The organism is Pantoea sp. SGAir0180 (genome assembly GCF_043546245.1).
Map to the genome: position 1 here is coordinate 3,027,011 of NZ_CP028071.1, position 15,127 is coordinate 3,042,137.

Consider the following 15,127-nt stretch of genomic DNA (forward strand, 5'->3'; position numbering starts at 1 on the left):
TTTCCGACCACCAGTATACGTTACCAGCGGGCGAACACTTTAGCACAAAGAGCGGGAAAACCCAATTATAAGGTTATTCCTAGTCGGCCTGCTTACGCAAAAACGCCGGGATATCAAGGTAATCTGGCTCTTTGTTCGATTGCGCATTCTGATCGTTCACCACTTTCGCTGCAGGTTTCTGCTCCTGCGGCAGCGGCGACATACCGTGCTGCTGGTAACGATGATCCATCACTGGCTGGCTGGCCGGTTTGTTGGTGACCAGCGTGATTTCAGGACGCTTGTCCATACCAATACCGGTTGCCACCACGGTGACGCGCAGTTCATCGTTCATTTCTGGATCCAGAGAGGTACCGATAACCACGGTGGCGTTGTCTGAGGCGAAGGCGCGGATGGTATTACCCACGGTTTCGAACTCATCCAGACGCAGGTCAAAGCCCGCCGTGATGTTGACCAGCACGCCACGCGCACCAGACAGGTCAATATCTTCCAGCAGTGGGCTGGAAATCGCCATCTCAGCAGCTTCTTCCGCACGATCTTCACCGCATGCCACGCCAGAGCCCATCATGGCATAACCCATTTCTGACATGACGGTACGCACGTCAGCAAAGTCGACGTTCATCAGGCCAGGGCGGGTAATCAGTTCAGCGATACCCTGCACTGCGCCTTTCAGTACGTCGTTAGCTGCGCCAAAAGCGTCGAGCAGCGAAATGCCGCGCCCAAGCACTTTTAACAGCTTGTCGTTAGGAATGGTGATCAGTGAATCAACGTGCTTAGACAGCTCTGCGATCCCCTGCTCGGCAAACGCCATGCGCTTCTTGCCTTCGAAGTTGAAAGGCTTGGTCACGACCGCAACGGTCAGAATACCTAAATCTTTCGCCACTTCAGCTACAACAGGCGCTGCACCGGTACCGGTACCGCCACCCATTCCCGCTGCGATGAACACCATGTCTGCCCCTTCCAGCGCAGAACGCAGTGCTTCGCGATCTTCCTCTGCAGAGTTACGGCCCACTTCCGGGTTCGCACCCGCACCCAGCCCTTTGGTAATGTTATTACCAATCTGGATGGTCTGGCCGACCGCTGTTTTACGCAACGCCTGGGCGTCGGTGTTAACAGCGAAGAATTCCACACCTTCGATACGCTCGCGTACCATGTGCTCTACGGCGTTGCCGCCGCCACCGCCGACGCCGATGACTTTAATCACCGCGTCATTGGTTAATTCCATAGGTTCAAACATGATTTCTCTCCGTTATGTGCCTGTCGCCTGGAGATCACAAAAGAAAACAGCATGATCCCCTTTTACAAAAATTAAAACTCTTTTTTTAACCAACTATTGATACGTTTAAACCAGTTGCCGACTGAAACCCGCTTTTCCGCCTCTGCGTCACCGTTCATGTGTGACTCTTTGCCGTAATGCAACAGCCCTACCGCCGTGGAATAGTAAGACTCCTGCGCGTAGTCCGTCAGGCCAGTAATGTTCAGCGGCTGTCCAATGCGCACCTGCGTATGGAATACGCGCTGCGCGCAGGCGGCCAGACCTTCAATCTGCGCCGCACCGCCGGTTAATACAATCCCCGCAGCAAGATGGTGTTTCACTCCCTGCTGGCGAAGCTGCTCTTGCAACTGCAAAATCTCGTCATTGACCAGATTTAAAAGTTCGGTGTAACGCGGCTCAATTACCTCAGCCAGCGTCTGACGCTGTAAGCTCCGTGGCGGACGTCCGCCAACGCTCGGCACTTCAACGTTCTCATCTTTTCCAACAATCGAGCCCAGCGCGCAACCATGCCGGACTTTAATCGCTTCCGCATCGGTAGGCGGCGTGCCAAAGGCGTACGCAATATCGCTGGTAACTACATTGCCCGCATAGGGAATGACCTTGGTGTGGCGCAGTGCACCGCCAGTATAGACGGCGATATCCATTGTGCCGCCCCCGATATCCACCACGCAAACGCCCAGTTCGCGTTCGTCTTCGGTCAGTACAGCAAAGCTGGACGCCAGACCGGCAAAAATCAGTTGGTCAACTTTGAGGCCACAACGTTCAACGGCTTTAACAATATTTTTCGCCATATCATTGTGACAGGTGATCAAATGGACTTTCGCCTGCATACGTACACCGGAAAGGCCGACCGGGTTCTTAATGCCTTCCTGGTAATCGATGGCATATTCCTGAGGAATAACGTGCAGAATGCGATGCTCGTCACGAACGCGCACAGACTTTGCCGTGTGCACCACATTCTCTACATCATCCTGAGTCACTTCCTCTTCTGAAATCGGAACCATCCCGATTTCGTTCTGGCAGCTGATATGTTTGCCCGATAATGCAAGGTAGACGGAGGAAATCTGGCAATCCGCCATCAACTCAGCCTGATCAATGGCGCGCTGTACGCATTTCACCACCGACTCAAGATCGTTAACGCCACCTTTATCCATACCGCGGGACGGACAACTGCCGACCCCAATAATATTGACCATACCATCGGGCAGAATTTCCCCAACCAGGGCGGCGACTTTCGCAGTGCCGATTTCGAGTCCAACTACCAGTTTTCTGTCCGTTGCCTTGATCATTGTTGTTTAGCCTGTGCCTGGTTTTGTTGCTGATTACTGTCCTGTGGCTCCATCACTATCGGTGTCCAGCCAACGGAGGCGCCAGAGTCATAGCGTAAATCAACGGAGTTGATGCGCTTGTGTTCATTCTCGCCTTGTTGCTGCAACACCGGATAAAGCTCAATAAAACGATTCAGACGCTTCATGGTATCGGTACGGCCCAGTTCGATACGTACATCGTCACTGGTCACCAGCTGCCATGAACGTCGTGCCGTCATCGACGCCACCTTCAGGGTAAACTTCCTGGCCTTCAGCACATCATCCATACTGTGATAGCCCGCCAGGACCTCTTTTTCACTGCCTTCTGGCCCATACAACATGGGCAACGTTTCTTTGCCCATATGATTGGCCGGTACGCTAAATGACACGCCGTCGCTGTCCACCATATGCGCGTCGTTCCAGCGTGCCACCGGCGTGTACTCAACCAGATGAATCTTCAGTTCATCAGGCCACTGTTTGCGCACACTGACCTGTTTAATCCACGGCAACCGTTCAATCTGCTGCTGGATAATGTTCACATCCTGCGACATAAAGGTGCCGGGTGGCCCCAGGGATAAAATCGCCTGGCGGATGTCGTCGTGGGTGGTGTAATGCAACTCACCAGTGACCACCAGTTTCGACAGGGGTAAGCGGGATGCATCGTTCATCCACTTCAGCACCACTAATCCACCCGCAATCATTATGCCCATCACCATCAGCAGAAAGACGATGCCAAACAGCCGGGCACCGTTACTGCGGCCGGTGCGTGCCCGCTCCTGCGCCTCACGATTGCGTACATTCATCGCCGCCTGTGACATATCAGTCGGCCAGTTCCAGAATGCGTACGACCAGTTGAGAAAAGGTCAGTCCCGCCTGCTTTGCTGCCATCGGCACTAAGCTGTGGCTGGTCATGCCCGGGGAAGTATTGGCTTCCAGCAACTGAAAGCGGCCCTCACCATCGGTCATCACATCGACACGACCCCAACCCTGACATCCCAGCGCTTGCCAGGCAGACCACACCAGCTGCTGTAATTCTGCTTCACGCTCTGTACTCAGCCCTGCGGGACAGAAGTACTGAGTATCGTCAGAAATGTATTTAGCTTCATAGTCATAGAACTCGCTGGCAGTCTTTATTTTTATCGCTGGCAGAATCTGATCGCCCAGAATGCCTACGGTATATTCTTCACCACTCAGAAACGCCTCGATAAGCACGTTATCGTCGTGACGAAATGCCTCTTCCAGCGCGGCCAGCAGATCACCCTGCTGATTAACCCGGCTGATGCCAACGCTGGATCCTTCACTGCTCGGTTTAACAAACAGAGGGAAGCCCAGTGCGGCAATCGCCGCCGCTGTCGCGGCGTCCAGACCCGACTGCATCTGTGCACGGGTCATCCAGACAAACTTACCTGCCGGCAGTCCCCTGCCCTGCCACAGTAATTTGGTACGCAGCTTATCCATGGTCACCGCCGACGCCATGACCCCGCTGCCGGTATAAGGCAGTTGCAGGAATTCAAGCACGGCCTGAAGCGTGCCGTCTTCGCCACCGCGACCATGCAGCGCGATAAAGACTTTGTCGAAGCCCTGCGCTTTCAGATCCAGTACAGACTGCTCGCGTGTATCAATACTGTGCGCATCAATGCCCGCTTCACGTAAACCGGCCAGTACGGCAGCCCCGGACATCAGGGAGACCTCGCGTTCGGCTGAGGTGCCACCCATCAAAACAGCCACTTTAGACATGACGGCCCTCCACTTTGCGCTCTGGCTGCAGTTTGCATTCCGCCAGTTTACGCGCCACTTTCCCGACGTTGCCTGCGCCCTGAACCAGAATCAGATCGTTACCTGACAGCAACGGTGCCAGCATCTCGACTAACGCATCATGCTCCGGCACCAGAATGGGGTCGACTTTACCGCGGTTGCGGATTGCACGACACAGCGCACGGCTGTCAGCACCCGGAATCGGCGTTTCGCCGGCGGCATACACATCCAGCATCAGTAAAACGTCGACCTGTGACAGCACGTTGGCAAAATCATCAAACAGGTCGCGCGTGCGGGTATACCGGTGCGGCTGAAAGACCATCGCCAGTTTTTTATCCGGCCAGCCTGCGCGCGCCGCTTTAATGGTGGCATCCACTTCCGTTGGGTGATGGCCATAATCATCAACCAGCATAGCCGTGCCAGGCGTGCCGTTGACCGGTTCGGTAGCAAACTCGCCCAACTGATCGAAACGACGGCCGGTTCCCTGGAAGCTCTCCAGCGCCGCCAGAATCGCGCTGTCTTCAATGCCTTCTTCGCTGGCAACCGCAACCGCTGCCGCCGCATTCAACGCGTTATGCCGTCCCGGCGCATTCAGCGTGATCGCGAGTGGTGCCTTGTCCTGACGAATCAGGTTGAAATGCACCTGGGCGCCACTCTGTTCAAAATCTTCAATGCGGAAGTCCGCATCCTCGCTGAAACCATAGGTCGTAATCTGACGTCCTACGCGCGGTAACAAATCGCGAATCACCGCATCATCAACGCACATCACCGCACGGCCATAGAAGGGCAGGTTGTGCAGAAAATTGATGAACGTCTGCTTCAGATTTTCGAAATCACCCTGATACGTGTCCATATGATCGGCTTCGATATTGGTCACGACGGCAACCATCGGCTGCAGATGCAGGAAGGACGCATCGCTCTCATCCGCCTCTGCGATCAGATAACGGCTGCTGCCCAGACGCGCATGTGTGCCCGCCGCTTTCACCAATCCACCGTTAACGAAGGTCGGATCCAGGCCACCTTCGGCATAAATGCTGGAGACCATCGCCGTTGTGGTGGTTTTGCCGTGCGTTCCGGCGATCGCAATGCCATGACGAAAGCGCATCAGTTCTGCCAGCATCTCAGCGCGACGAATCACCGGGATACGTTGCTCGCGTGCCGCAACCAGCTCAGGGTTATCCTGAGAAACCGCACTGGAGACCACGACGACACTGGCATCCGTCACGTTTTCCGGGCGGTGATTGAAGTAAATCGTTGCGCCCAGATTGATCAGATTTTGGGTTACCGGGTTAGGGGCCAGATCAGAACCGCTAATATGGTAGCCTTCATTCGCTAACACTTCGGCAATACCGCCCATGCCAGCACCGCCGATGCCGACAAAGTGAATGTGCCGGACGCGACGCATCTCGGGCACGATTGAACGCAGTTTTGCCAGTTGTTGTGTATTCATTACGCTTTCTTATACCTACTTATTCAGTTTGTGCTCAGGTTGTTGAGCACGGGCCAGCCAGGCTGACCTGATTCTTTAACGTGCGGCGCGAGCCACTTCCTGTGCAACCCGTTCGGTGGCATCAGGTATCGCTACCGCGTGGGCCTTTTCTGCCATCGCGAGTAATGTTGGACGGTCCCAGTGACGCAACGTTTCCACTACCGCCTCCGCAGTAAACTGCGGCTGCTCAAAAATTTTGGCTGCCCCTGCGCCTTCAAGCGGCAGGGCATTCCAGTACTGCTGGCGATCTTTGTGCTGAAACGGCACGAAAATCGCCGGTAAGCCTGCGGCAGCGATTTCGCTTACCGTTAATGCGCCAGAGCGGCAAATCACCACGTCGGCCCAGGCATACGCAGCGGCCATATCATCAATAAACTCGGTCACTTTATGCTGCGGCTGACCGGCTTGCTGATAGGCCTGTTGGACTTCTTGCAAGGCACCCTTACCCGTCTGATGCCAGAGGGTAATGGTCTCGCCCAGCCTGGCGGCAATCTGAGGCAACGTCTGGTTCAGAATGCGCGCGCCCTGACTGCCCCCGATAACCAGAATACGAATCGGTCCACTGCGGCCAGCCAGCCGTTGAGCCGGTGACGGTAGCGCCAGCACATCGGTACGCACCGGATTGCCCACAACGTCCGCGTGCGGAAAGGCGCCCGGGAAGGCCTGCATGACCTTGGTGGCAATTTTAGCCAGCCATTTATTGGTGAGCCCGGCAATACCGTTCTGCTCATGGAGTACCACTGGCACCCCGCAACTCCAGGCGGCCAGACCACCGGGCCCCGATACATAACCGCCCATGCCCAGCACCACATCGGGCTTCCAGGCTTTGATAATCTTGCGCGCCTGACGCCAGGCGTTGAAGATGCGTACCGGCGCTAACAACAGCGCTTTACTGCCTTTACCGCGTAATCCACTGATGCGGATAAAATCAATGTCGATACCGTGCTTCGGTACCAGGTCGGCTTCCATACGATCGGCCGTGCCTAACCAGCGCACCTGCCAGCCCTGCGCCTCAAGATGATGGGCCACAGCCAGCCCCGGGAAAACATGCCCACCGGTTCCTCCTGCCATGACCATCAATCGTTTACCGCTCATCGACCACCCCGGGTAAACGCCTGCGCTTTAGCCAGACGCGTTTCATAATCAATACGTAACAAAAATACGATGGCCGTCGACATAATGAGCAGGCTCGAGCCACCGTAACTAATCAGCGGTAATGTCAGACCTTTTGTCGGCAACATCCCCGCCGCCGCACCCACGTTGACCAGCGCCTGAAAGCTGAACCAGACGCCGATTGAGCAGGCCAGAAAGCCGGAGAAACGTTGGTCAAGTTCAAGTGCGCGGCGGCCAATCGACATGGCGCGAAAAGCCACGAAGAATACCATTAACAGGGCTAAAACCACACCGATGTAACCCAGTTCTTCTCCGATAATCGAGAAAATAAAGTCGGTATGTGCTTCCGGCAGGTATTCCAGTTTCTGTACCGAATTGCCCAGCCCCTGGCCCCAGAATTCGCCGCGGCCAAACGCCATCAGTGACTGAGTAAGCTGGTAGCCGCTGCCGAACGGATCTTCCCACGGATTCCAGAAAGAGGTCACACGGCGCATACGATAGGGCTCGGCGATGATTAACAATATCACCGCGAAGATGCCGGAACCGATAATCGCCAGGAACTGCCACAGCTTCGCCCCCGCCAGGAAGAGCATCGCGAGCGTCGTGACAAACAGCACCACCACTGTACCCAGATCGGGCTGAGCGAGCAGCAGCACCGCCAGCACGACCATCACCCCCATAGGCTTACAGAAGCCCCAGAAGTTATTGCGGACTTCCTCAACCTTACGCACCAGATAACTGGCGAGATAACAGAAGAGCGTGAGCTTAGACAGTTCCGCTGGCTGAATACGCAGTGGGCCCAGTGCAATCCAGCGTGATGCCCCGTTTACGGAGCTTCCTACGACCAGCACAATCAGCAGCATGACGACCGACGCCATCAGCATCACGTTGCTGTAGCGTTGCCAGAAATCCATGGGTACGCGCAGCGTGACCAGCGCGATACCAAACGCCAGCGCAATATAGAACGCATCACGCTTGGCAAAGTAGAACGGATCGTCATTCAGACGCTGTCCCACCGGCATTGAAGCCGATGTCACCATCACAAACCCGATTGCAGCCAGCCCCAGGGTCAGCCAGAGCAAAGTCCGGTCATAGAGCACCTGCGAGGTATCGTCGCTCTCACGCGCGCCCATCACCCAGTTACTCAGGCGACCTGACAGATAATTCACAATGCCCGCTCCAGGAATACGCATCAGCTTAACTCCCTGGCCAGTTGCGCGAAGACATCGCCGCGCTGTTCAAAATTGCGGAACTGGTCAAGGCTGGCGCAGGCCGGGGAAAGCAGGACCATGTCGCCTGGCTGTACCTGTTTTGCAATCTGCGCCATTGCCTCCTGCAGCGTTTCGGTCCTGACCGCCACGTCAGGGCGGAGCGCGGCCAGTGCATCACCATCGCGCCCAAAGCAAAACAGCCGGATACGATCGCCCTGCAGATACGGCTGCAATGGAGAGAAATCCGCAGATTTGCCATCGCCTCCCAGCAGTAACCAGAGCGTACCGTCAACCTGTAATCCTTTCAGAGCCGCTTCCGTACTGCCCACATTGGTTGCTTTTGAGTCATTGATCCAGCGCACACCGCGGCTTTCATGAACCAGCTGGAAACGGTGCGCCAGACCTGAATAAGCTGCCAGTGCGGACAGACTGGTCGAGCGTGGCAGACCAACCGCATCGGCCAGCGCCAGTGCGGCGAGCGCATTGGTGTAGTTATGCTGTCCAACCAGCGTCATCTCGTCTGTGTTCAGGACTTTTTCGCCTTTCGCCCGCAGCCAGACACTGCCCTGCTGTTTGTTCAGGTGATAATCGCCGATATCAATACCGAAACTGACACAGCGTGCGTCGGCACCGCGTACCGGCATGGTCATGCCATCGTCGGCATTCACCACGCAAACCTGAGCGTTCTCGTAAATCCGCAGTTTTGCCGCGCGATACTGCTGCATACCTAACGGATAGCGATCCATATGATCTTCGGTCACGTTCAGGATCGTGGCCGCTGCGGCCTTCAGGCTGTAGGTGGTTTCTAACTGGAAGCTGGAAAGCTCCAGAACATAGAGCTGAGCGGGCGCTTTCAGCAGGCTCAGCGCGGGCAACCCAATGTTACCGCCGACGCCTACCTGCCAACCGGCGGCTTTCGCCATTTCGCCGACTAACGTAGTGACCGTACTCTTTCCGTTTGAACCGGTGATCGCCACGATCGGTGCCTGTGCTTCCCGGCAAAACAGCTCAATGTCGCCGACGATTTCAATGCCCGCGTCTGCCGCTTCACACAATGCGGGATGGGCCAGGGCAATGCCGGGGCTGGCCACGATGAGATCCGCAGCCAGCAGCCAGTCGCGATTGAGACCGCCCACATAACGTTCCACCTGCTCAGGCAGTTTATCCAGCCCGGGCGGTGATACACGGGTATCCATCACGCGGGGCGTTACGCCCTGCGCTATAAAGAAATCAACACAGGACAGGCCGGTCAGGCCTAATCCGATGATGACGACTTTTCTCCCGCGGTAATCAGCCATGATTAACGTACCTTCAGCGTCGCCAGGCCAATCAGCACCAGCATGAGCGAAATAATCCAGAAGCGCACAATCACGCGCGGCTCTGGCCAGCCTTTCAGTTCGTAATGGTGATGGATCGGTGCCATGCGGAAAATACGCTGGCCACGGAGCTTGAACGATCCCACCTGCAGGATCACCGACAGCGTTTCAACCACAAACACGCCGCCCATAATCACTAATAAAAATTCCTGGCGCAGCAGGACAGCGATGGTACCGAGCGCGCCGCCCAGTGCCAGCGAGCCGACATCGCCCATAAAGACCTGAGCCGGATAAGTGTTAAACCAGAGGAAACCTAATCCTGCCCCAACAATCGCCGTACAGACGATAACCAGCTCACCTGCGTGACGCAGATAAGGAATGTGCAGGTAATCGGCGAACTTCACGTTACCGGTCGCCCAGGCGACCAGGGCGAAACCGGCCGCAACAAACACTGTCGGCATAATGGCCAGACCATCCAGCCCATCAGTCAGGTTGACGGCATTGCCAGTACCGACGATAACGAAATAGGCCAGTACGATGTAAAACAGGCCAAGCTGTGGCATCACATCTTTGAAAAACGGCACCACGAGTTCCGTCGCAGGCGTATCTTTACCAGCCAGATAGAGCGCAAAGGCGACACCGAGCGAAATCACCGACATCCAGAAGTATTTCCAGCGGGCAATCAGCCCCCTGGTATCCTTACGAACCACTTTACGGTAATCATCAACAAAGCCAATGACGCCAAAGCCCACCAGCACCACCAGCACGCACCAGACGTAGGGATTAGAAGGATAAGCCCACATCAGCACCGACAACGTAATCGAGGTCAGAATCATGATGCCGCCCATCGTCGGCGTGCCCCGCTTGCTGAAGTGCGATTCGGGACCATCATTACGGACAACCTGCCCGATCTGCAGCTTTTGCAGCCAGGCAATCAGACGCGGCCCCATCCACAGCGAAATAAACAGTGCGGTCAGCAGGCTGACAATGGCGCGAAACGTCAAATACGAAAAGACGTTAAAACCGGAATAAAATGCGACCAGATGCTCGGCCAGCCAAACTAACATGTTCCTTTCTCCTGTAAGCTCTGTACTACCTGCTCCATGGCGGCACTACGCGAACCTTTAATCAATACGGTCATTTCTTTGTGTTCGGACAGCAACTGGCGTAATCGTTCAGTCAGCGCCGTTTTATCGCTGAAATGTTCGCCAACTTCGCTACTTTCACTCATAAAGTGGCTGAACTGCCCGGTGCTTAATACCCGGTCAACGCCTGCAGCTTTGGCGGCCAGGCCGACTTCGCGATGAAGTTGTTCACTTTCATCCCCTAATTCAGCCATATCGCCCACCACCATCACACGGTAGCCAGGCATTTCAGACAGCACCTGTGCCGCCGCAACCATCGATCCTACATTGGCGTTATAGCTGTCATCCAGGAGCAGTTGATGATCTGAGAGCCGGACAGGAAATAAGCGACCAGGAACGGACTGCAGGCTTTTCAGCCCGGTCTGCACCGCGCTAAGCGGTGCATCGACCGACAACGCAAGCGCCGCCGCCGCCAGAGCATTGGCGATATTGTGCCGACCGGGCAGAGGCAGAATAATGTCGATGTCACCACGGGGCGTATGCATGACAAAATGGGTGCCATCCTGGCGAATACGGATATCGCGCGCACCAAAGTCGCAGTCTGCGGCCTGCGGCGAGAAGCGCCATACCGTTTTACCGTGCAGGTTCTCCTGCCAGCGTGGCCAGTCATTGCTGTCAGCATTTAAAATCGCCGTTCCCTTTGCGGGCAGGCCGTAAAAAATTTCACCCTTCGCTTTTGCGACACCTTCAAGCGACCCGAAACCCTCAAGGTGCGCGGCAGCCAGATTATTGACCAGCGCCGCTTCCGGACGAACCAGGTCGGTGGTATAGGCGATTTCACCCTGATGATTAGCGCCAAGCTCAATCACGGCATACTGGTGTTCTGGCGTGAGACGCAGCAGGGTCATGGGCACGCCAAAATCGTTATTCAGGTTACCGGCGGTATGCAGCGTTTCGCCGCACTGGCGTAAAATCGCTGCGGTCATTTCTTTCACTGACGTTTTACCGGATGAGCCGGTCAGCGCAACGACGCGGGCACTGACCTGCTGACGCACCCAGGACGCCAGCTTACCAAAGGCGATGCGCGTGTCTTTGACAACGACCTGCGGCACCGACACAGGTAAATGCTTACTTACCAGCAAGGCTTTCGCGCCCTTGGCAATCGCATCCTCGGCAAAGTCATGTGCATCGAAGCGCTCACCCACAATAGCAACAAACAGACTGTCTGCGGTGACCTTGCGGGTGTCTGTCGTGACGGTGTTGAACGTCAAATCGTCGCCGTGCAGCGTACCGCTGGTGACCTGCGCTAAGGTGCGTAATGAAACCGGAATCATGCAATGCCTCCTAACAGCGTGGCGACCGTAGCACGATCGGAGTAGTCCAGCCGCTGATGACCAATAATTTGATAATCTTCGTGGCCTTTACCGGCGACTAACACAATGTCGTCGGGCTGAGCCTGCATAATAGTGCTGGTGACTGCCTGTGCACGGCCCGCAACAACGCGAGCGCGGCCCGGATCAAGAAGGCCGCTCAGAATGTCCTGCACAATCGCCGCAGGATCTTCGCTGCGCGGATTATCGTCAGTAATCACGACCACATCGGCAAACTGTTCCGCAATGGCACCCATAAGTGGGCGCTTACCTTTGTCACGATCGCCGCCACAGCCGAACAGGCACCATAGTTTACCTTTACAATGCAGGCGGGCGGCGGCCAGTGCTTTCTCTAATGCGTCGGGCGTGTGGGCATAATCCACCACGACAGTGGGTTTGCCCGGCGCGGTGAAGACTTCCATCCGTCCGGTAACCGGCTGCAGTTTTGCGGCAACGCGCAGTAAATCATCCAGTGCATAACCCAGCGCCAGCAGTGTGGCCAGCGCCAGCAACACGTTACTGACGTTAAAAGCCCCCATCAGACGACTGTCCAGTTCGCCATCGCCCCAACTGGAGCGGAAACGAATGTGGGCACCATTGTCGTGATAGTTCACCTCGGTTGCGCGAAGCCAGCGACCGTGGCAGCCAGGCTGCAGGTTATTTTCCATCGAGACAGCAACCGCATCAGGCAGGTTTGCCAGCCAGCGGCGTCCGACTTCATCGTCGGCATTCAGGATGGCCACGCCCACCTGATGTTCAGAAAACAGCAGCCATTTAGCTGACTCGTACTGTTGCATATCGCCGTGATAATCCAGGTGATCACGACTGAGGTTGGTAAAGACAGCAGCAGCGAACGGCAAGGCTGCGACACGATGCTGCACCAGACCGTGGGAGGAGATTTCCATGGCGGTCAGCGACGCGCCCTTGCTGGCCAGTTCATCCAGAGTATGCTGGACGTCCACAGCGGAGCCGGTGGTGTTTTCGGCAGGCACGAGCTGGCCGACCAGACCATTTCCCACCGTCCCCATCACCGCGCTGGTTTCACCCAGCAGCTCAGCCCACTGGGCCAGCAGCTGACTCGTGGTCGTTTTGCCATTAGTGCCGGTGATGCCAATCAGTTTTTGTCTTTCGCCCGGCTGTTGGTAAAAACGCCCCGCCAGAGCGGAAAGACGCTGGGGCAACTGTGCAAGATAGATAACCGGCACGCCGTGCATTTCGCGTATTTCACCATCGCTCGCTTCCCCTTCGGCTTCCGCAATCACGGCGGCCACACCCTGGGCAATGGCCTGAGGAATGAAGCGGCGCCCATCAACCTGATGGCCGGCGATAGCGACAAACAGATCACCCGCAGCCGCCACGCGACTGTCCAGCGTCATGTCACGCAACGGGCGCGCAGGTGCACCGGGCACCCACGGTCCGAGTAAGTCGCGCAGGTTACGATCTGTCACTTGTTTCCTCACTTCTGTTTGTCACCAACTCGTTCTTGTCATTGGTCGGCAGCGCATCCGGCTCGATGTTCATGGTGCGCAGTACGCCGCCCATGATGGCACCAAACACCGGTGCAGAAACCGCACCACCATAATATTTACCGGCCTGAGGATCGTTGATGACCACAACAAGCGCAAAACGAGGACGGCTGGCAGGTGCCACGCCTGCGGTATAGGCGATGTATTTGTTCACATAACGCCCGTCCGGTCCGACTTTTTTCGCCGTACCGGTTTTAATGGCGACGCGATAACCTTTAATGGCGGCTTTGACGCCGCCCCCGCCCGGCAATGCAACGCTTTCCATCATATGCACCACGGTTTTCACCAGAGCTTCAGGAAATACGCGCTCACCGCCCACCGGCGGATCCACTTTGGTGATTGAGAGCGGGCGGGCGATACCAAAGCTGCCAATCGTTGCGTAGACTCGCGCTAACTGTAACGGCGTTACCATTAGCCCGTAGCCGAAAGAGAAGGTGGCCCTCTCTATGTCAGACCACCGTTGTTTTTTAGGGTATAAGCCACTGCTTTCCCCGACCAGCCCCAAATTGGTCGGTTTACCCAGACCAAAGCGCGAGTAAGTTTCTACCAGCGCTGAGGAGGGCATCGCTAACGCCAGTCGGGAAACACCGACGTTACTCGATTTCTGTAGTACGCCAGTCAGCGTGAGTTCGTTATAGCGCGCTACGTCTTTAATCTCATGACCATTTACGCGATACGGCACGGTGTTCAAAACGCTGTTCTCTTTCACCACGCCGCGTTGCAGCGCGGTCATCACCACCATCGGTTTTACCGTCGAGCCGGGTTCGAAAATGTCGGTGATGGCCCGGTTGCGCATCAGATCTTTTGGCGTGTCGCTGAGGTTATTGGGGTTATAGGCAGGGCTGTTCGCCATCGCCAGGACCTCACCGGTATTCACATCCACCAGAACCGCCGTTCCCGATTCGGCTTTGTTAAAGGCGACCGCATTATTCAGCTCACGGTACACCAGCGCCTGTAAACGCTCGTCAATGCTCAGCGTGAGGTTATGTGCCGCACGACTGTCCACCGATGAAATGTCTTCGATAACGCGCCCATAGCGATCTTTACGCACGGTACGCTCGCCGGGCTCACCCGTCAGCCATTTGTCAAAGCTCTTTTCGATGCCTTCGATTCCCTGACCATCGATATTGGTGAAGCCAATCAGATGTGAGGTGACCTGTCCGGCAGGGTAATAACGGCGTGATTCTTCGCGCAGATGGATACCGGGCAGCTTGAGTTTTTTGACGTATTCACCAATGGCGGGATTGACCTGGCGGGCCAGATAGATGAACCGGCCTTTAGGATTGGCATTTACGCGGGCGGCCAGTTGATCAATAGACACAGAAAGCGCATCTGAGAGCGCACGCCAGCGACTGTCGAGCGTGACACCGCCCGCATCATGCAGCTCTTTGGGATCGGCCCAGATGGCGTTAACCGGCACGCTGACCGCCAGCGGACGCCCGCCGCGGTCGCTGATCATCCCCCGCGAGGTGGGCACGGCCTGAACGCGCAGTGAACGTAAATCGCCCTCTTTAACCAGTTTGTCCGGATTAATCACCTGCAGCCAGGCCACGCGTGATAACAGCCCACCTAAGGCCAGTAAAATGCAACCGCATAACAACGCAAAACGCCAGCTTACAAAGCTGGCTTTATCTTCTGGTTTTTTTAACTTCAGCGTTCTTTTTACGCCGCTCATTAGCAGT

The 15,127-nt window shown here is 56.0% G+C and carries 12 protein-coding genes; all 12 read right to left on the reverse strand.

The features are described 5' to 3' along the window. Positions 1 to 79: 79 nt before the first annotated feature. The 12 genes from ftsZ to C1N58_RS14400 all read right to left on the reverse strand — a co-directional run bounded on the left by ftsZ (position 80) and on the right by C1N58_RS14400 (position 15,120). Positions 80 to 1,234 carry a cell division protein FtsZ gene (ftsZ, locus tag C1N58_RS14345; protein ID WP_006117682.1) on the reverse strand — a complete coding sequence of 385 codons (1,155 nt, stop codon included), beginning with the start codon at positions 1,232 to 1,234 and terminating at the stop codon, positions 80 to 82. Positions 1,235 to 1,305: 71 nt separating this feature from the next. Then, complete coding sequence (gene ftsA / locus C1N58_RS14350; protein WP_006117681.1) at positions 1,306 to 2,562, reverse strand: cell division protein FtsA; 1,257 nt, start codon at positions 2,560 to 2,562, stop codon at positions 1,306 to 1,308. After that, entirely contained in the window at positions 2,559 to 3,398 is an 840-nt protein-coding gene (gene ftsQ / locus C1N58_RS14355; protein WP_054634500.1) for a cell division protein FtsQ, read from the reverse strand. Before ftsQ ends, ftsA begins: the two co-directional genes overlap by 4 nt. A gap of 1 nt (position 3,399) precedes the next feature. Further along, positions 3,400 to 4,317 carry a D-alanine--D-alanine ligase gene (locus tag C1N58_RS14360; protein ID WP_394549900.1) on the reverse strand — a complete coding sequence of 306 codons (918 nt, stop codon included), beginning with the start codon at positions 4,315 to 4,317 and terminating at the stop codon, positions 3,400 to 3,402. Continuing rightward, positions 4,310 to 5,785, reverse strand: coding sequence for a UDP-N-acetylmuramate--L-alanine ligase (murC, locus tag C1N58_RS14365; RefSeq protein WP_394564265.1), 1,476 nt, complete (start codon positions 5,783 to 5,785; stop codon positions 4,310 to 4,312). The genes C1N58_RS14360 and murC overlap by 8 nt, the downstream gene beginning before the upstream one ends. A 75-nt stretch (positions 5,786 to 5,860) precedes the next feature. After that, on the reverse strand, positions 5,861 to 6,919 hold the full coding sequence (gene murG / locus C1N58_RS14370) for an undecaprenyldiphospho-muramoylpentapeptide beta-N-acetylglucosaminyltransferase (RefSeq protein WP_394564266.1): 1,059 nt from the start codon (positions 6,917 to 6,919) through the stop codon (positions 5,861 to 5,863). Further along, positions 6,916 to 8,130 carry a cell division protein FtsW gene (ftsW, locus tag C1N58_RS14375; protein WP_394549902.1) on the reverse strand — a complete coding sequence of 405 codons (1,215 nt, stop codon included), beginning with the start codon at positions 8,128 to 8,130 and terminating at the stop codon, positions 6,916 to 6,918. Before ftsW ends, murG begins: the two co-directional genes overlap by 4 nt. Beyond that, positions 8,130 to 9,446, reverse strand: coding sequence for a UDP-N-acetylmuramoyl-L-alanine--D-glutamate ligase (gene murD / locus C1N58_RS14380; RefSeq protein WP_006117675.1), 1,317 nt, complete (start codon positions 9,444 to 9,446; stop codon positions 8,130 to 8,132). The genes ftsW and murD overlap by 1 nt, the downstream gene beginning before the upstream one ends. 2 nt (positions 9,447 to 9,448) lie before the next feature. Further along, entirely contained in the window at positions 9,449 to 10,531 is a 1,083-nt protein-coding gene (gene mraY / locus C1N58_RS14385; protein WP_033740254.1) for a phospho-N-acetylmuramoyl-pentapeptide-transferase, read from the reverse strand. Further along, on the reverse strand, positions 10,525 to 11,883 hold the full coding sequence (gene murF, locus C1N58_RS14390; protein ID WP_006117673.1) for a UDP-N-acetylmuramoyl-tripeptide--D-alanyl-D-alanine ligase: 1,359 nt from the start codon (positions 11,881 to 11,883) through the stop codon (positions 10,525 to 10,527). Before murF ends, mraY begins: the two co-directional genes overlap by 7 nt. Then, complete coding sequence (gene murE, locus C1N58_RS14395) at positions 11,880 to 13,367, reverse strand: UDP-N-acetylmuramoyl-L-alanyl-D-glutamate--2,6-diaminopimelate ligase (protein WP_054634504.1); 1,488 nt, start codon at positions 13,365 to 13,367, stop codon at positions 11,880 to 11,882. The genes murF and murE overlap by 4 nt, the downstream gene beginning before the upstream one ends. Next, positions 13,354 to 15,120, reverse strand: a complete 1,767-nt coding sequence (locus C1N58_RS14400) for a peptidoglycan glycosyltransferase FtsI (protein WP_394564267.1) — start codon at positions 15,118 to 15,120, stop codon at positions 13,354 to 13,356. The genes murE and C1N58_RS14400 overlap by 14 nt, the downstream gene beginning before the upstream one ends. Positions 15,121 to 15,127: the final 7 nt, after the last annotated feature.